A 17,039-nucleotide genomic window follows, 5' to 3' on the forward strand; every position below is an offset into this window, starting at 1 on the left:
CGCTAAGGCGAAAGGGGCAAGGTGCCCGTTCGGAGGCGTCCTCCCAAGCTAATAGTTTTCAGCAACCCCTTCCGAAAGGGGCATGGAGAGGCTTACCCTTGACTTGGGTCTTTAAAGGTGACCCCTTATTCTTATTCGTGCTTTTCTACGAGGTCGGCGCAGATGAGGCCCGAGCCGATGACCACCGGCACTCCCCCGCCGGGATGGGTGGAATTACCGGCCAGGTAGAGGCCCTTCACGCTGCGGGAGCGTGCCGCGGGGCGGAAGGCCGCCGACTGGGTGAGGTCCAGCTCCAGGTCGTAGATGGCACCACCGGGATAGAGGAGGCGCCGCTCGAAATCGTAAGGGGTTATCAGCTCCGCGACCTCGATGTGGTCCGCCAGCCCCGGCACGATACGGTCGAAGAACGCGACCGCCTTCTCCTTGCAGGTTTCCTTCTCCTTGTCCCAGTCCGTCCCCCGCAGTCCGTAAGGGCCCTCCATCACGACGTTGAGGGTGTGCTTGCCCTCCGGGGCCATGGCGGGATCGGAGAGGCTGGTCCAGCAGATAAGGCCCAGTTTCTCGTCGTGCAGGATGCCCTCCTCCCTCTCCTGGCTCTGCCGGTTCATCACCCCCAGGGGGGCGGCCATGGCGCTGAAGTGTGCGTCCAGGGGCGGACGGTAATCGAGGCCGAGATTGAGCATGCAGTCCGAAGCCGAGAGCTTATAGCTCCGGATGCCGTGACGCGCCAGCCAGGGCAGGTGCTCCTCGCCGATCATATCCAGGTAGAGGGTCTTTGCATTGACGTTGGAGATGACCACGTCCGAGGTTATCTCGCTGCCGTCGGACAGACTGACCCCTCGCGCCCTGCGGTCGCGCACCATCACCTTCTCCACGAGCCTGCCGGTCATCACCTCCATGCCGTGCGCCTCGCCGACCCTCTGGAAGGCCCTGGGTATCTGGATCATACCGCCTCTGGGATAGAACATGCCCAGGTGTTCCGCGTAGACGAGCATGGCGAAGATGCCGGAGGTCCTCTCCGGGGGCAGGTTCATATAGCAGGACTGGTATCCGGTGATCTGTTGCACTATATCGTGGCGGAAGAACTTCCTGATGGCGTCCTCGTAGTTGCCGCCGAAGAGTGGGAGGTACTTCAGGATGCGCGGACGGCTCGCGAACATCTTGAGCAGGTCGGTCATGGTGTTGGCGGGATTGACGAAGAAAGAGTCGATGACCTGGTCGTAGAAGTCGCCGAAATACGCCACGAACCTGCGCCAGTTCGTGGCCTCCTCCGGGGCGATCTTTGCGATGACCTCTGCGGCACCCTCCATGGAGAGGGGAACGCTCAGCCGCGAGCCGTCCTGGAAGACGAAACTGTAGATGGGGTCGCAGGAGACCAGGTCCACCTCGTCCTGGAAAGTTGTACCGAGCATCCGGAAGGCCACCTCGATGGGCTCCATGACCTCCACGATGCAGGCGCCGATATCGAAGGTGAACCCGTTTTTCTCGTAGCTCGCACAGGCACCGCCTATATCGTCCGACTGCTCGAGCACCAGGACCCGGCGGCCCTGGCGGGCCAGGATGGACCCGGCGCACAGGCCGCCGCATCCCGCTCCGATGACGATGACGTCGTAGTCGGCCACAGGTCATCACCCCACTTTATATTTGATACGTACAGGTGCCAGGCCAGGCCATGCTTCGCCAGGAATGGCGCTGGACAACGTTACGCCACCCTCCGGGTGCGTAATCGCTTTCGCGATGCATATATCGCGACCCCTATTCATATTTCTGAATGAGGTTCGCGCAGATGAGGCCCGAGGCCACTACCAGCGGCACCCCCCCACCGGGATGGGTTGAATTACCGGCCAGGTAGAGCCCCTTGATGGACCTGGACCTGGCCGACGGCCGGAACATGATGGTGGAGGTGAGGTCCTGCTGCAGGTCGTAGATGGCCCCCTCGGGCAGGAGCAGCCGCCGCTCGAAGTCCAGGGGGGTGGCGCAGTCCACGAACTTCACATGATCGGCCAGGCCCGGGACGGCGTTGCGTGACAGGTCCTCGATGGTCTTCTCGATGAAGGGCTGTTTCTCGCGGTCCCAATCCGTTCCCTCGAGGTGATAGAAACACTCCGGGATGATGCTCAGGATGTGGTGCCCCTCCGGCGCCAGCGCGGGGTCCTCGTGGGTGGGCCAGCAGATAAGGCCGGTGGTCTGCTCCGGCAGGATCCCCTTCTGGACGTTCTCCCACCAGTAGTCGTTCATGTGCTGCAGGGGGAAGGCCACCACGCCGTGATGGGCGGTGAGTGGAGGTTCGTAGTCCACCCCCAGGTAGAGCATGGTCACCGACTTGGAGTACCCGTAGCTCTTAATGCCGTAGCGAGCAAGCCAGGGCAGGTTCTCCTCGCCGATCATGTCCAGGTAGAGGGTCTTGGCGTTGATGTTGGAAATAACCAGGTCGGAGGTGATCTCGGTGCCATCGGCGAGCTCGACCCCGCGTACGCGGCGGCCGCTCACCAGCACCTTTTTTACCAGCGTGTCCGTGCGCACATCCATGCCGTGCTTCTCGCCCACGCGGCGGAAGGCGTTCGGTATCTGGACCATGCCGCCCCTGGGATACCAAATGCCCTCGTGCTCGGAGTAGGGGATGGTGGCGTAGAGCCCCGCCGTCAGCTCGGGGGGCAGCCCGACGTAGAGGGACTGGTAGGACATGGTGGACTGGATCTCTTCGCTCTTGAAGTAATTGGTGATCACGTCCTGGTAGCTCTGGGTGAAGAGCCCGGCGTACTTCATCAGCCCTGGCGTCTTGGCCATGATCCTCGCCATATCGGTGAGGGAGCTGGCCGGGCTCACGAAGAACCCGTCCATGGCGATCTTGGTAAGGCCCTTGAAATACTCCGCGAATTTGAACCAGTTCTTGCCGTCCTCCTGCGAATAGCGCGAGATGACCTCGCCGGTGGCCTCGACGGACAGCGGATAGGTGATGCGTCTGCCGTCCGGTAACACGAACTCCATCATGGGATCGCAGGGGATGAGGTCCACCTCCTCCTGGAACGTGGTGCCCAGCAGTTCGAAGGCCAGCTCGATGGGCTGGATCTCCTCCACGATTGAGGCCCCCACGTCGAAGTGGTACCCTTCCTTTTCGTAGGTCGAGCAGCACCCGCCGATGTTATCGCTCTGTTCCAGGACCAGGACCCGGCGCCCCCTGCGGGCGCAGATGGAGCCGGCGGTGAGCCCTCCCACGCCCGCTCCGATAACGATGACGTCATAATCGGCCATATGGCTCCCCTCCTCTTATGGGGTCAGTTCTTGTTTTTTGGATCCTTTTAATTTTGCTTGTTCTCCTATAACTCGCATTATCAGCCAATAATCCAGCATGTCATCTTCACACATACCGGGGTATCCAAAAAACAAGACCTGACCCCCAAACTCGGCTTAGGCGTAGTAACGGCCGGGCAGGTATGGTGCCTGCTTCGCCAGGTGGACGATGAAACGCTTCTTCGATTCGTCCAGTTGTGTGAACTTGAAGGCCAGGGCGGCCACCAGCACCAGCAGGATCAACGGCCTGAGCTTCTTCATCATCCCCCCACCTTTCACCTCTACGATCTCGTACTCGGACATCTTTACCTCCTGTTAAAGTCCCTGCCGTTTCGTAGCACCATTCCTCCTACGTACACGTGCCAGGCCATGCCGCGCAGACGCGCCATGGCGCTGGGACACCGCCGCGCCGCCCTGCGGGCGTCGCTGACGCTTTCGCGATACAGACTATCGATACCTCTGACATTATTCGTATTGATCGACCAGGTCCGCGGCTATGATGCCGGAACCGATGGTGGTGGGCACACCACCGCCGGGATGGGTGGAAGCACCCGCCAGGTACAGCCCCTTGACGCTCTTGGACTTGGACCGGGGACGGAACACCACCTGGGCGGCCAGGTCTTCCTGCAACCCGTAGATGGCGCCCCCGGGGTGCAGCAACCGCCGCTCGTAGTCCAGCGGAGTGATGATCTCCGCTTCCTTGACGTGGTCCGCGAGGCCGGGCACCGCCTTGCGGCCCAGGTAGTCGATGGAGTCCTCGAGGAAACGCTGCTTCTCCCTGTCCCAGTCCGTGCCGCTCAGGGTATGGGGACCCATGAGGATGACGTTGATGGTATGGCACCCCTCGGGCGCAAGCGAGGGGTCGGACTTCGATGCCCAGCAGACCAGGCCGAACTGTTCGTTGGGCAGCAGCCCCTTGCGGTAACGGTTATGCCAGTAGTCGTTCATCTCCTCGTAAGGGGCGGTGATGATGGTGTGGTGAGCGTCAAGGGGCGGCTCGTAGTCCACTCCCAGGCAGATCATGATGGCCGAAACCGAGGGTTCGTAGCTCTTGATTCCATGGCGGGCCAGCGGGTGCAGGTGCTCCTCGCCGACGAGGTCGAGGTAGAGGGTCTTGGCGTTGATGTTGGAGACCACCGCGGGAGCGGTGATCTCGGTGCCGTCCGCCAGCACAACTCCCTGCACCCGCTTGTCGCGCACCATCACCTTGCGCACTCGCTGGCCGGTGCGCAGTTCCATGCCGCTCCTCTTCCCGCATTCCGCCAGGCCCCGGGGGATGGCCACCATTCCTCCCCTCGGGTACCAGACCCCCTCGTGCTCCGCATACCCGAGGATGGAGAAGACGCCCGGCGCCAGTTCCGGGGGGAGCCCCACGTACCAGGACTGGAAGGACATAGTCTCCTGGACCTCGCTCCCCTTGAAGTACTTGCGCATTATATCCTGGTATGAGCTGGTGAAGAGGTCCTGGTAGTTGAGCAGCCCCGGGCTGGCACGGAAGATCCTGGCCATGTCCCCGAAGCCGTTGAGGGCGCTGGAGAAGAACCCCTTCTGGGTCTCGGCGAGAAACCCGCCCATGCGCTCGGCGAACTGCCGGTAGTTCTTGCCGTCCTGCTCGGATACGCGGGACAGGGCTTCCACCGTGCCGTCCAGGGAGAGGGGGACGGTCACCCTGGTGCCGTTGCGCATTACGCAGCTGTATACCGGGTCGCAGGGGATGAGATCCACCTCCTTCTGGAAGGTGGTGCCCAACCTGTCGAAGGCGTCCTCGATGGAGCCGATGACCTCCACTATGGACGCGCCTACGTCGAAGAGGAAGCCGTTCCTCTCGAAGGTGGAACAGCAGCCCCCTATGAGGTCGCTCTGCTCCAGGACCAGGACCTTGCGCCCCCGCTTGGCCAGGATCGCTCCAGCCGATAGGCCTCCCCCTCCCGCGCCGATGACGATGACGTCATAGTCAGGCATTTTCCTTCCTCCTTAATCCATACGTACCCGTGCGAGGCCGTGACATCCGGAAATGTCACGGCGCTGGACACCGCCGCATCGCCCTCCGGGCCTCCTATCCATACGTACCCGCTTTCGCGATGCATACACTGTCGAAACGTTATTCATAATTCGATACCAGGTCGGAGGCGATGATGCCCGAGGCCACCACCGACGGCAGGCCTCCCCCGGGATGGGTCGAGGCGCCCGCAAGGTAAAGGCCCTTGATGCTCTTGGACCTGGCCGCCGGCCTAAACACCGTCGAGGTCGGCAGGTCCATGTCCAGCCCGAGGATGGCCCCCTCGGGGGTGAGCAGGTGCCTTTCGTAGTCACTGGGGGTCAGGACATCCATCACCTCGACGTGGTCGGCGAGTCCGGGTATGGCCCTCTCGCTCAGCATCTCCAGCTGTCTCTCCCCATAGGCCTTCTTGTCACGGTCCCAGTCTATCTCCTTGACGTGATAGGGGCCGGACTGGACGATGTTGAGAACGTGGTGCCCCTCTGGAGCCATGGAGGGGTCCGAGAAGGTCGGGAAGCATACGAGGCCGAAGGTCTCCTTTGGCAGCAGCCCCTTCTGCATGTCCCCGAACCAGTACTCGTTCATCTTGTCCATGGTTTCCGTGATCAGGGTATGGTGGGCATCCAGGGGCGGCCGGTAGTCGAGCCCCACATTGATCATGGGCGCGGAAACCGAGATGCGATAGCTCTTCACCCCGTACCGGGCCAGCCAGGGCAGGTGTTCCTCACCTATCTTCTCCAGGTACAGCCGCTTGGCGTTGATGTTCGAGACCACGACCCGCGAGGTTATCTCGGTCCCGTCCGCGAGCACCACGCCCTCGGCCCTGCGGCCGCGCACCAGGACCTTCCTGACTTCCTGGTTGAGGCGGACCTCGAGACCGTACCTCTCACCGCACCTGCGCATGGCTTCGGGGATAGCGATCATGCCCCCCCGCGGGAACCAGGTCCCCTCGTGCTCCGCGTAGGAGAGGAAGGCGAAGATGCCGGGAGCCAGTGCGGGGGGCTGCCCGCAAAACTTGCCGGGGTAGGAGAGGGATTCCTGCACCCGCTCGTTCTTGAAGTACTTGCGCATTATATCCTCGAAGGAGCTGGTGAAGAGGGGAAAGAACTTGAGCAGGTGGGGGTCCTTGAGAAAGACCCTCGCCATGTCCGCCATGCTGTTGACCGGGCTGAGGAAGAACACCCCCAGGGCGGTGCGCATGAAATCGCCGATATAGTCCGCGTATTCAAGCCATGCCCTGCCGTCCTCGGGAGAGATGCGCGAGATGATCTCCGCCTTCTCCTCCACGGACGCGGGATAGGTCATGCGCGACCCGTCCGGGAAGATGACGTTGTACACGGGGTCGCAGGGCTCGAGGTCTACTTCCTCCTGCAGGGTGGTGCCCAGTCTCTCGAAGGCCAGCTCGAAGGGGGCCATGATCTCGAGGATAGTCGCACCCACGTCGAAACGGTAACCGCCGCGGTCATAGGTGGAGCAGCACCCGCCGATACTCCCGCTCTGCTCCAGCACCAGGGTCTTGCGCCCCTGCTTGGCCATGAGGGCCCCGGCGGTCAAGCCGCCCAGCCCCGCCCCGATCACGATGACGTCATAGTCAGACATAGTTTTCCTCCTTACGGACGTACACGCGTTTTGGGGTCAGGTCTTGGATTTTGGATACTCCCGTATCTCAGTCCAATCACACGAAATTCAGGCCCTCTATGCAGGGACTTTGAATATATTTCCATATTATGGTATCCTAGATCCAAGACCTGACCCCCTATATGCGGATACGCAGGTCGGAGAGCGGATAGCTCATGCAGGGGTGGATGTAGCCGGCCACCGCGTCCACCTGGCGGGCGAGTACCCGCTCGGGCACGAAGACCTTGCCCTCTATGAGGCGGGTGCGGCATACGGTGCATTCGCCGGCCCGGCACACCGCTTCCACGACGATGCCCGCCCGCTCCAGCGAGTTCATGAGCGGCTCGCCCGACCGGGCCTCGATGGTGCGTCCGGTGCGCTCCTCGGCCACCAGGAAGACCGCCGCGGGATCGGCTCCCGGCCACCCTGGCTCGGAGGTGATGTCTGCGGGCGGCCCATAGGCCTCGCGGCGTATACGGCGCCGCGGGACCCCCAGGGAGGCGAGTGCCCCCTCACAGAGAACGTACATCTGGGCGGGCCCGCAGATGTAGAAGGTCTTGCCCTCCACCTTTCCCACCAGCTTGGCGATCATCTTTGCATCCAGCAGGCCGCAGGGACCGGACCAGCCCTCGGTCACATCCGAGATGACGTAGTCCACCTTGAGGCCGGGAAGCTTCTCCTCCAGCCCTTTGAGCTCGTCCGCGAAGATTATGTCCGAAGGGTCCTTGCTGCCGTAGACGAGGTGCATCTTCAGCCCACCGCCCCCTGCCGCAGCCTCGCGGATGATGGAGGCGAAGGGGGTGATACCCGATCCTCCCGCCAGGAAGACCAGGTCGTCGGTGTCCATTAAGGGCTCGTAATAGAAGCTGCCGAAGGGCCCGGTGGACTCGAAACGGTCGCCCGCCTTCACCTCGTCCAGGAGGTAGCTGGATACGAAGCCGCCGGCCGTACGGCGCACGGTGATGTCCCAGTACCCGGACCCGGGGGCGGAGGCGATGGAGTAGGGGCGGGAAGTGAGGAACCCGCCCACCTCGCAAAAGAGGTTCACGTACTGCCCCGCCCGGAAATGCGGCAGCACGCCCTCGGCCGCCTGCATGCGCAGGGTCTTCGTGCTGGCCGTGTCCTCGATCACCTCGGCCACCTGCAGTTGGACACGGTCGGGGTGCAGGCCGGCGAGGGCCCGCTCCACCCGCGTGGTCGGGCTGTCGGGCAGCTCCATGCCCTCGATCTGCTTTTCCAGGTCCACCCGTAATCTCTCGATGGACTCGGGCTTGGCCCCTCCCGCCTCCAGGTCCTCGAGCACCTTGCGTGCGGTGAGGAAGCCGGAATAGAGCGAGGGCTCGTAGCCGCCGCCGATGTTCACCCAGGCGCCGGAGAAATAGAGCCCCTGCAGCGGCCCGGCCGCGGGCATGCGCACCAGCCCCGTGCCGGCGAAGGTCTCCTCGAAACCGATGATGCTCCCGCCAACGTTGCGTGAGTAGCGGATGTTGGTGAGCGGGGTGGCCACCTCGATGACCTCTATGTGGTCGCGCAATCCGGGGGCGACGTTCTCGGCCAGGTCCAGCGCCCTCGCGGCCACACGGTGTTTGGCGTCCGCGTACTCGGAGGGCTTGAGCCTCATCCAGGGCTCGGCGAAAGCGATGAAGGTGCATACGAGGTTGGAGGTGCCGGGCGGCGAGAAGTCGGGGTCCACGGAGTTGTAGGCGGTCACCGCGATATCGGATGGTTCCAGCGAGACCCCTGCCCTCATGTTCATCCAGTTTCCGTCCACGTCATAGCCGTCGCTGTAGAAGGTCTCGTGGTGGTCCAGTCCCAGCTCCTGATAGGGGCAGTCCACGCCCATGTAGAGGTTGACGGTGGAGGCGCCGCCGGACCAGGCGCCCAGGCGGCGCAGGTACCAGTCGGGTGTGTTCTCCCTCCCGATAAGCTCCAGGCAGGTGGCGTAGGGGTTGGCGTTGCTGACCACGGTGGGGCAGAGTATCTCCGTGCCGTCCTTGGCGACCACGCCCTTGACCTTGCCGCCCTCGGTGAGGATGCGGCTGGCGCCGTTGCGCAGCCACACGTCCCCCCCCATGTCCTCGATGGAATCGACGAAGGCCTGGGAGAGGGCCTGGCTCTTGCCCTTGATATGCCAGGGGCCGAAGCGCAGGTAGCTCACCGTGCCCAGGGCATAGGTCATGAACGAGAGCATCGAGGGAGGGTTGCAGTAATAGCCGCAGACCACGTTGAGCACGGTGCGTGCCCTCTCGTCCTTGATGAAGAGCTCCATGACCTCCTGCAGGTTCTTTCCGAAATAGGCGAGCAGGGTGGGGAACTCTTCCTGGTGCTCCATGACCATCTTCATGCCGACGCGGTTGGCGCGCAGTGCCTCCTGCGCGAACTTGAACATGACCTCGGTGAAGTCCCTGATGCCGTCGGCGTCGGCCGGGAAATACTCGGCCATGGCGTTCTCGAAGTTCTCCTTTCCGATAGGGACCACGAAATCCACGTCGGGCAGCACGCAGCGGTAGAACTCGGGGATGCGCAGGAACTCCACCCTGCGGGTGACGTCCACCGCATCGAGGAGCTTCCACAGCGGCCCCGGGTTGCTCTCGTCCCCCAGCCCCGAAAGCTCGTGTAGGGAGATCTCGAACTCGAAGCGTCCCCTCAGGAACGAGGAGGCGTAGCCGCCGGGCACGTAATGCCGCTCCAGCAGCAGCACCTTCTTTCCCGCCTTGGCCAGATTGGCGGCCGAGGAAAGCCCTCCCAGGCCGGCTCCGATGACCACAACGTCATAATCCTTCATCGTGTAACCCTCCCTTATCTCGCGGTCAGATCTCCCGCGGCCAGCAGGTCCGCAACGCGTTCCGCCTCCCTGACCATGCCGGAGACGATCTCGCTGACCGGTTCTATTTCGTGGATTATCCCGATATCCTGGCTGCAGACGATGATCCCCTCGTCGGGGTCTCCCGTCTCGAACATGCTGCGGGTGAGCGATCCGGCCACCACCTTGATTATCTCCTCGAAGGGTGCTCCGGCCGCCTCCAGCTCGGCCGCCTTCTCCGCCGCCCGGTTCCTCCACACCCGCAGGTTGTTGTGGACCGTCCCCAGCACGGTCACGGTGTCGGTCTCGCATGCCTCGAGCATGCTGCGCTTGAGGTCCGGGTGTATGGGGCTCTCCTCCGAGAGCAGCAGCCTGGTGCCGATGAGCGCTCCCTGCGCCCCCAGGGCCAGGGCCGCGGCCAGCCCCCTGCCGTCGGCGATACCGCCCGCGGCGATCACCGGTATCTCCAGCAGGTCCACGCAACGGGGGACCATGGAGAGGAAGGTGAGGCCGGCATCGCCGATATGCCCTCCCCCCTCACTGCCGAAGACGGTCACGGCGTCGTAGCCCATCTCCCCGGCGACGACGGCGTGGTGCACGCTCGTGCACTTATGCATAAGCACGATGCCCGCCTCCTTCAGCCGCGCCAGCAGCGACGCCGGCGGGCGCGAGCCGCTGGTCTCCACTATGCCCACGCCCCCTTCCGCGAGGATAGCGTCCACGTAGAGCTCGTTGTCTATGGGGCGGAGGGCGGGGAACAGGTTGAGGTTCACCGCGAAGGGCCGGGCGGTGAGTCCCTTCAGCCTGCGCAACGCTTCCCTGAACTCTTCCTGGGTGGGAAACATGGCCGAGGACATGATGCCAAGGGCACCGGCGTTGCTCACCGCCGCCGTGAACTCGGGGCCGGTAATCCACTGCATGCAGCCCCCGAGTACGGGGTGCTCGATGCCGAAGAGCTCGGTTATGCGGGTCTTTAACACCTTATCGCTCCACCGTTACGTACACGTGCCAGGCCTTACTCTCGCTCCGCTCGGTCCAGGCGTTGGGACACCGCCGCGCCGCCCTACGGGCGTCGCTGTCGCTTTCGCGATGCATACTGTAGTACCTATTTCTTATCTCCGGTTTGTTTTTCGAAAAATTTCTTTACGTCTTCGCGATGTTCCGGCGCCAGCACCGCCAGGGCCTGTGCGTGGGACTCGAAGTCGATGAGGGTCTGCAGGTCAACCGTGTATGCGGTGTTGAGCATGCGCTTGGTGAGGTTGAGGATGTGAGGAGAGCGTCCCGCCATCCTGCTCGCCAGCTTCATCACCTCGTCCGCTATCTCCTCATGGGGGACGATTCGGTTGATAAGCCCGATGCGCAGGGCTTCCTCGGACTCCACGATCCTGCCGGTGAGGGCGATCTCCTTGGCCTGGGCCATCCCTACCCGGTGGGCGAGGAAATAGGCGGAGCCGAAGTCAGGGACGATGGAGAGTTTGATGAAGCTGAGGTAGAAACGGGCCCGTTCGGTAGCATAGGTGATATCGGAGGACATGGCCAGGCCGAATCCCCCCCCCACCGCCCAGCCGTCCACTTCGGCGATGACCGGCTTGGGTCCCTCGTGCAGCTCGCGGATGAGGTGGCCCATGATCTGCATGTTGTCCCGCATCAACACCGGGTCCATCTTGTCGCCCATGATGGTGAGGTCAGCGCCCACGGAGAAATTGCCCCCCTCGCCCCTTATCACGATGACCCTGGCCTCGTCGTCGTCCAGGACGGACCGTAACCCCTTCATGAGGGGGAATAGCAGCTTGTCTCCCATGGCGTTCATCATCGGCCCGTCCATGGTGCAGCGGGCCACGCCGTCGACCATCTCTACCCTGAAAACCTCGGTCTCCATGTCTTACCTCCTAAGAACGATGACCGGTCCACCATGCGGTTCTTCTCCCAGGCCACATACAGTCATCTTCCCGCAGCTGGAGATCGCCACGCCCGTCCGCTCCGCTCCCTTCGCCCGTTGTGACGTTTTCAGCGCCTTGCCCCACCAGGTCCACTCCGGGGATCGGCTAGACCATCTCGAAGTGCTTGATGTCCAGCAGGCTGCCGGTGCGCTCCTCCTCGAAGACCGCCTTGACGCGCGCCCCGATCTGGATCTTCTCCGGGTCGGTCTCGTCGACGAAATGCAGCAGCACGGTGTCCGCGCCGTCCAGCATGATGGCAGCGTAGCAGTACGGCACCGGCTTCTGCTTGCCGGTGGCCGGGTCGACGAAGCCGAAACTGACCACTGTCCAGGTGACGATCTCGCCCTCGTCCGACACCGGCACCAGCTCCGTCAGCTCCACGAAGCACGGACCGCACACCCTGCGCGGCGGCACGTATACCTTGCCGCACTGCGGGCATTTCACCCCGACGAACTTCTTGTTGTCCCGCAGTTCGGTGAGGAATTTGGAGCCGTAGGTCCCGGCCGACCAGGCGAAGGGCTGCGCCATCTCGCCGCTCTCCAGCGTTATGAGGTCCTTTTTCTCCTCGCTCATCTCTCTCACCCCCTGGCCTTTTCCGGTTTCTCTTTGCCCAGGACCAGCACGTCGGACCAGAAGCAGCCCCCGAACCCCGTGGCCAGGGCCAGTTCGACGTCGGGGACCTGGCGGTCGCCCGCCCGTCCCTGTATCTGCCAGGCGCATTCCGCCACCCGGATGAGACCGGTGGCGCCGATGGCGTTGGAGGACATCACCCCGCCCGAGGGGTTCACCGGACACTTGCCCCCCATATCGAAGGTGCCGGCCCGGGTGAGGGCGGGAGCCCCTCCCTTTTCGCAGAACCCCAGGGACTCCATGTAGCGCAGCCCCGCGAAGGAGTACGGCAGGTAGAGTTCGGCCACGTCGAACTGTTCCAGTGGGTCGGTTATGCCCACCCGCCTGTAGACGTCCTGCGAGGATTTCTGCATGGCCGGGAACCAGGCCTCACCGGTCTTGAAATCCAGGTATGGGTCGCTGGTGTAGGCCCAGAGGTGGCGGTCGGCGACGCCATGGATCCAGGCCGGCTTCCGGGGAAACCCGTCCGCCACGTCCTCGGAGGCGAAGATAAGGGCGCAGGCCCCGTCGGTGCGCGGACACATGTCCCCCATCTTCACCGGCCAGGAGAGGTAGGGGGAGTTCATGACGTCGGCGATGGTCATGTTGAGGTGCAGGTGGGCGTAGGGGTTGTTGAGGGCGTGGGTGCGCTCGCGCACTGCCACGTAAGCCGCGTCCTCTTCGGTGGCGCCGGTCTCCTTCATGTAGGCGGTGGCCTCCATGGCCAGTCCCGCCACCGCGCCCGCGAAGATGGGGCGGTCCCAGAAGGGGTCGAAGGCGGTGATGATTGCGCCGGTGGTGTCGGACTCGGAGTTCTTCTCCCACCCGATGGCAAGCACGCGGTCGAAGAGGCCTGAAGCTACGTGGTAGTAGGCGGCCATGGCGATGGTGGTGCCGGTGGTGCCGCCGGTGGTCAGCTTCATGATAGGCTTCATGAGCGCGCCGCTGCCGTCCACCGACCAGGTGTCCACGTAGTTGATGCCCTCGAAGTGGTCCATGTTGCCGATGACGATGGCGTCGATGTCCTTGCGGGTCATGCCGGCGTCGTCCAGGGCCATACGAACCGCCTCGCCTATGAGTTCCTGGCCGCTGACGTCCGGGCGCGCCGAACGCTGGCGGGTCATGCCTACCGCGGTGACCGCTACTCGCTTGCCCATCACTTCTCACCTCCCAGGACCCATACGCAGTGGGATTGCCCGCAGGGACCGTTGATGCCGTGGGCCACGGCGGTCTTGACCCTCTCCGCCTGGTGCTCGCCCGCGTCTCCCCTGATCTGCAGCGCGCATTCGATGATACGGTTGAGCCCGGCCACCAGGACCGGGTTGCCGGAGAGGCAGCCTCCTGAGGCGTTGACCGGCAGCTCGCCGTCCAGGGCGGTCCTGCCCGACTCGGTGAGCTTCCCGCCCTCGCCCCGCTCGCATATTCCGAGCCCTTCGAGCCACAGGGGTTCCATGTAAGAGAAAGCGTCGTAGACCTCCGCAAGGTCGATATCCCTGGCGGGCTCGCTTACGCCCGCCATGGCGTATGCTTTCTTCGCCGCCTCCTCCAGGGCGCAGACGCAGTAGAGGTTGCGGTCCCCCAGTTGATAGGCGCTGCTGCAGTGGGCGACCCCTTTTACCCATACCGGCTTGTCCGTGATCTTCTTCGCCCTCTCCTCCGAAGCCAAGATGACCGCGGAGGCCCCGTCGGAGATGGGACAGCAGTCGAGGAGCTTGATGGGGTCCGCGATGTAGGGCGAGGACATGACCTTCTCCACCGTCAGCTCCAGGGGTAGCTGGGCGATGGGGTTCTTAAAGGCGTTGCCGTGGTTCTTCACCGAGACCATGGCGCACTGCTCCTCCGTGATGCCGTACTTCGCCATGTACGCCCGGGCCTGCAGGGCGGAGGAGGTCACCGCATCGATGCCCAGGGACCGCGCGAATATGGGATCGAACATGGCGTTGGTGATCAGCGGCATCTGGCTCTCCGAGCCCTTGTGGTGAGCACATACCAGGGTGGTGCCGTAGCTCCCGGAGAGGACGCGCATGACCCCGAAGAAGGCCCCGAAAGTACCGTCCCCTTCCACGGTGGTGACGTTCTTGTCGTAGGAGCCGCAGGCGTCCATGATGGCCATGGACGATATGGTCCGCCCGTCGAAAAAGTCGTTGGAGATGGTCACCACGTTGTCGATCTGGTCGATGGACATGCCCGCGTCGTCCAGGGCGGCGCGCGTGGCATCGAAGACCAGGTCCGGGTAGCCGTCCGCCTTCCTCTCCCGCTTGACCTGGGTCATACCCACTCCGACGACCGCCACCGGTTCCATCTACTCCACCCCCTTCGCCGGGCGGAAATACTTCACGTCGAGGATGTTGCCTTGCCTCGCGTCCGAGAAGACCGCCTCCACCAGCATCCCCACCTCCAGGTCTTTATCGTCGAACTCGCCGAGGAGGTGCAGAAAGCCGGTATCCGCTCCTTCGAGCTTGATGATGCCGTATCCGTAGGGCAGCGGCAGGGGCGCGAGCTGGGGGTGGTGCTTCCTGACGACGGTGTAGGTCTCCAGGATCCCCGATGATCCCAGCTCCACCCACTCCGAGCATTCCTCGAAACAGTCGGGGCAGTTGCGCCGCGGGACGTGATAGACCTTATCGCACCCGGAGCAGCGGGTCCCCAGGAACTTCCCCGCGTCGCGCAGCGACTCCAGGTAACGCGTGCCCACCTCGCCGGCGAACCAGCGGTAGGGCACCTTGATGCGCCCTTCCATGACCAGCAGCTCCTGGTCTTTTCTCCAGTCATCCATTCGTTCATCCTCCCCTTCTCGGTATACCTGCGATCCGGGTACTATCTTGCAGGCCTCTATCTCATCTTCTCTCACAGCCATTGAGGATGAGGTCGTAGAAGACGCCCGCGATGTCATCGGCGGTGGACCGCCCGTCCGGGCGGTACCAGTCGAAGAGCCAGTTGCACATGCCGGAGATGGCGCGGACCACCATGTGTACGTCCATGTCGCGGAATCTGCCCTCTTTTATCCCCAGGTCAAGAAGCTCGCGGTATGACGTCTCGAACTCCCTGCTCAGAGAGCGGATAAACTTTCTCTTGTCCTCCTGCAGCTCGCTCTCCTCGGCCAGGTAGACGGTGGTGAAGTCGCCGTGCTCCGAGAACATGTTGACGTGCCAGAAGATCAGTCGCCGCAGTTTTTCAACGGTGTCGCAGCGCTCGGCCATGATTGCCCTTACCCCGTCCATGAGCCTCTCTATGGCCGACTCGCAGACGGCATACAGCAGGTCGTGCTTGGTCGAGATGTAATAGTAGAGCGCGGGCTTGGTCACGTTAAGTTCGGCCGCGATGTCGTCCATGGTGGTAGCCCGGTAGCCCTTGGCCCGGAAGAGCCGGGCGGATACTTCCAGGATCTCGTTCCAGCGCGACTTGTTCATGGCCGTCTGCCCCTCTCAGTACAAGCCCATGGTGGTGGCGATGATCTCCCGCATGATCTCGTCCGTGCCGCCTCCGATGCGCGCGATGCGCACGTCCCTCCATGCCTTCTGCACCGGGTACTCCATCATGTAGCCGTATCCGCCCATGATCTGCATGGCCTCGTCAGCCACCTTGAACGCCACGATGGTGCTCATGAGCTTGGCCATGGATATCTCCTTCACCGGATAATCGCCGTTTTCGACCCTCCACGCAGTCTGGTAGGTGAGGGCCTTGACCGCCTCGAGTTCCGTCGCCAGGTCGGCGACACGGTGGGCGATGGCCTGGTTCTTGATGACGGGCTTTCCGAACTGAACCCTCTCCTTGCCGTAGTCGATGGCCTGCTGGAGGGTGAGTTCCGCGCTGGCTATCATCCCGACCGCGACCACGAGGCGCTCTCCCTGCAGCTCCCACATGATATTGTAGAAGCCGCGCCCCTCCTCCCCGAGCATGGAGTCCTCCGGTATGACCATGTCCTCGAAGAAGATCTCGGCGGTGTCGCTGGACCACTGCCCCACCTTGTCCAGCTTGCGGGACTTAACGAAGCCGGGCGTGCTCGTGTCAACCAGGAATATGCTCATCCCCTTGTAGCCTTTTTGTTCCCTGTCCGTGCGGGCGAGCAGGGTCATGAAGTCGGCCCGCCAGCCGTTGGTGATGAATATCTTGTTGCCGTTGACCCTCCAGCCCCCGGGGACCTTCTCGGCGTAGGTCTTGACGCCCGCAACGTCCGAACCGGCCCCGGGCTCGGTTATGCCCAGGCAGGCGATCTTCTCGCCCTGGATGGCGGGGACGAGGTAGGCCTGCTTCTGTTCCTCGGTGCCGAACTTGAGGATGGGGGGCGTGGCCATGCCGATCTGCACGCCGATACCCGTGCTCACGCCGAACGACCCGCACTTGGACAGCTCCTCCATGAGCACGATGTTGGTGAAGTAGTCCCCTCCGCCGCCTCCGTACTCCTCCGGGAAATGCAGGCCCAGGTATCCCAGTTCGCCCATGCGCTTGAAGACGGAGTCGGGGAAGAACCCTTCCTCCTCCCAGGCATCCGCGTACGGGACGAGTTCCCGGTCAACGTATTCGCGGACACTCTGCCTCAGCATGTCGTGTTCCTGGTTGAAAAACAGGCTCGCCGCTGTCATGGCACCTTCCTCCTCGGGGTTGAAGAGCTTCTTCCTTACGTATCTGCGGGCTCCTAGTGACGGAGTCGGGCATCTATCGATAACGTGAACTGTACATATGCTGGGACCATGTTTACTTAACGGTCAGTAAATATATATTAGAACGGCTTCCCCCTCATGTCAACCGGCATTAACCTGCGATTTTGAAGAACCACTGA

14 protein-coding genes are annotated in these 17,039 nt (G+C 63.1%); all 14 read right to left on the minus strand.

Annotated features, from left to right (window positions below; translation table 11 throughout):
* Window positions 1–131: 131 nt before the first annotated feature.
* The 14 genes from AB1384_06510 to AB1384_06575 all read right to left on the minus strand — a co-directional run bounded on the left by AB1384_06510 (window position 132) and on the right by AB1384_06575 (window position 16,842).
* Window positions 132–1,622, minus strand: coding sequence for an NAD(P)/FAD-dependent oxidoreductase (locus AB1384_06510; protein MEW6553920.1), 1,491 nt, complete (start codon window positions 1,620–1,622; stop codon window positions 132–134).
* Window positions 1,623–1,755: 133 nt separating this feature from the next.
* Window positions 1,756–3,252 (minus strand): NAD(P)/FAD-dependent oxidoreductase, encoded by a 1,497-nt coding sequence (locus tag AB1384_06515; GenBank protein ID MEW6553921.1) that lies wholly within the window; start codon window positions 3,250–3,252, stop codon window positions 1,756–1,758.
* Between the two features lie 156 nt (window positions 3,253–3,408).
* Window positions 3,409–3,594 carry a hypothetical protein gene (locus AB1384_06520; protein MEW6553922.1) on the minus strand — a complete coding sequence of 62 codons (186 nt, stop codon included), beginning with the start codon at window positions 3,592–3,594 and terminating at the stop codon, window positions 3,409–3,411.
* Between the two features lie 162 nt (window positions 3,595–3,756).
* Entirely contained in the window at window positions 3,757–5,253 is a 1,497-nt protein-coding gene (locus AB1384_06525) for an NAD(P)/FAD-dependent oxidoreductase (protein MEW6553923.1), read from the minus strand.
* Window positions 5,254–5,392: 139 nt separating this feature from the next.
* On the minus strand, window positions 5,393–6,889 hold the full coding sequence (locus AB1384_06530) for an NAD(P)/FAD-dependent oxidoreductase (protein MEW6553924.1): 1,497 nt from the start codon (window positions 6,887–6,889) through the stop codon (window positions 5,393–5,395).
* A gap of 157 nt (window positions 6,890–7,046) precedes the next feature.
* Window positions 7,047–9,692, minus strand: a complete 2,646-nt coding sequence (locus AB1384_06535; GenBank protein ID MEW6553925.1) for an FAD-dependent oxidoreductase — start codon at window positions 9,690–9,692, stop codon at window positions 7,047–7,049.
* 14 nt (window positions 9,693–9,706) lie between these two features.
* Window positions 9,707–10,690 carry a nitronate monooxygenase gene (locus AB1384_06540; protein MEW6553926.1) on the minus strand — a complete coding sequence of 328 codons (984 nt, stop codon included), beginning with the start codon at window positions 10,688–10,690 and terminating at the stop codon, window positions 9,707–9,709.
* A 125-nt stretch (window positions 10,691–10,815) separates the two neighbouring features.
* On the minus strand, window positions 10,816–11,589 hold the full coding sequence (locus AB1384_06545; protein ID MEW6553927.1) for an enoyl-CoA hydratase/isomerase family protein: 774 nt from the start codon (window positions 11,587–11,589) through the stop codon (window positions 10,816–10,818).
* A gap of 166 nt (window positions 11,590–11,755) precedes the next feature.
* Window positions 11,756–12,223, minus strand: a complete 468-nt coding sequence (locus AB1384_06550) for a Zn-ribbon domain-containing OB-fold protein (GenBank protein ID MEW6553928.1) — start codon at window positions 12,221–12,223, stop codon at window positions 11,756–11,758.
* Between the two features lie 5 nt (window positions 12,224–12,228).
* Window positions 12,229–13,416, minus strand: coding sequence for a thiolase family protein (locus AB1384_06555; GenBank protein ID MEW6553929.1), 1,188 nt, complete (start codon window positions 13,414–13,416; stop codon window positions 12,229–12,231).
* Window positions 13,416–14,561 carry a thiolase family protein gene (locus AB1384_06560; GenBank protein ID MEW6553930.1) on the minus strand — a complete coding sequence of 382 codons (1,146 nt, stop codon included), beginning with the start codon at window positions 14,559–14,561 and terminating at the stop codon, window positions 13,416–13,418. Before AB1384_06560 ends, AB1384_06555 begins: the two co-directional genes overlap by 1 nt.
* A complete protein-coding gene (locus AB1384_06565; protein ID MEW6553931.1) occupies window positions 14,562–15,035 on the minus strand; it encodes a Zn-ribbon domain-containing OB-fold protein in 474 nt (157 codons plus the stop codon).
* Window positions 15,036–15,096: 61 nt separating this feature from the next.
* Window positions 15,097–15,669, minus strand: coding sequence for a TetR/AcrR family transcriptional regulator (locus AB1384_06570; GenBank protein ID MEW6553932.1), 573 nt, complete (start codon window positions 15,667–15,669; stop codon window positions 15,097–15,099).
* Window positions 15,670–15,684: 15 nt separating this feature from the next.
* Window positions 15,685–16,842: an acyl-CoA dehydrogenase family protein gene (locus AB1384_06575; protein ID MEW6553933.1), complete on the minus strand. Its 1,158-nt coding sequence runs from the start codon at window positions 16,840–16,842 to the stop codon at window positions 15,685–15,687.
* Window positions 16,843–17,039: the final 197 nt, after the last annotated feature.

This window comes from Actinomycetota bacterium (assembly GCA_040757835.1).
In the GTDB taxonomy this organism is placed as follows: Bacteria; Actinomycetota; Geothermincolia; order Geothermincolales; family RBG-13-55-18; genus SURF-21.

Excerpts from the sequence above, each read along its gene's own strand:
- AB1384_06515 (MEW6553921.1), bottom strand. The coding sequence starts at position 3,252 with ATGGCCGATTATGACGTCATCGTTATCGGAGCGGGCGTGGGAGGGCTC.
- AB1384_06520 (MEW6553922.1), bottom strand. The coding sequence starts at position 3,594 with ATGTCCGAGTACGAGATCGTAGAGGTGAAAGGTGGGGGGATGATGAAG.
- AB1384_06525 (MEW6553923.1), bottom strand. The coding sequence starts at position 5,253 with ATGCCTGACTATGACGTCATCGTCATCGGCGCGGGAGGGGGAGGCCTA.
- AB1384_06530 (MEW6553924.1), bottom strand. The coding sequence starts at position 6,889 with ATGTCTGACTATGACGTCATCGTGATCGGGGCGGGGCTGGGCGGCTTG.
- AB1384_06535 (MEW6553925.1), bottom strand. The coding sequence starts at position 9,692 with ATGAAGGATTATGACGTTGTGGTCATCGGAGCCGGCCTGGGAGGGCTT.
- AB1384_06545 (MEW6553927.1), bottom strand. The coding sequence starts at position 11,589 with ATGGAGACCGAGGTTTTCAGGGTAGAGATGGTCGACGGCGTGGCCCGC.
- AB1384_06550 (MEW6553928.1), bottom strand. The coding sequence starts at position 12,223 with ATGAGCGAGGAGAAAAAGGACCTCATAACGCTGGAGAGCGGCGAGATG.
- AB1384_06555 (MEW6553929.1), bottom strand. The coding sequence starts at position 13,416 with ATGGGCAAGCGAGTAGCGGTCACCGCGGTAGGCATGACCCGCCAGCGT.
- AB1384_06560 (MEW6553930.1), bottom strand. The coding sequence starts at position 14,561 with ATGGAACCGGTGGCGGTCGTCGGAGTGGGTATGACCCAGGTCAAGCGG.
- AB1384_06565 (MEW6553931.1), bottom strand. The coding sequence starts at position 15,035 with ATGGATGACTGGAGAAAAGACCAGGAGCTGCTGGTCATGGAAGGGCGC.
- AB1384_06570 (MEW6553932.1), bottom strand. The coding sequence starts at position 15,669 with ATGAACAAGTCGCGCTGGAACGAGATCCTGGAAGTATCCGCCCGGCTC.
- AB1384_06575 (MEW6553933.1), bottom strand. The coding sequence starts at position 16,842 with ATGACAGCGGCGAGCCTGTTTTTCAACCAGGAACACGACATGCTGAGG.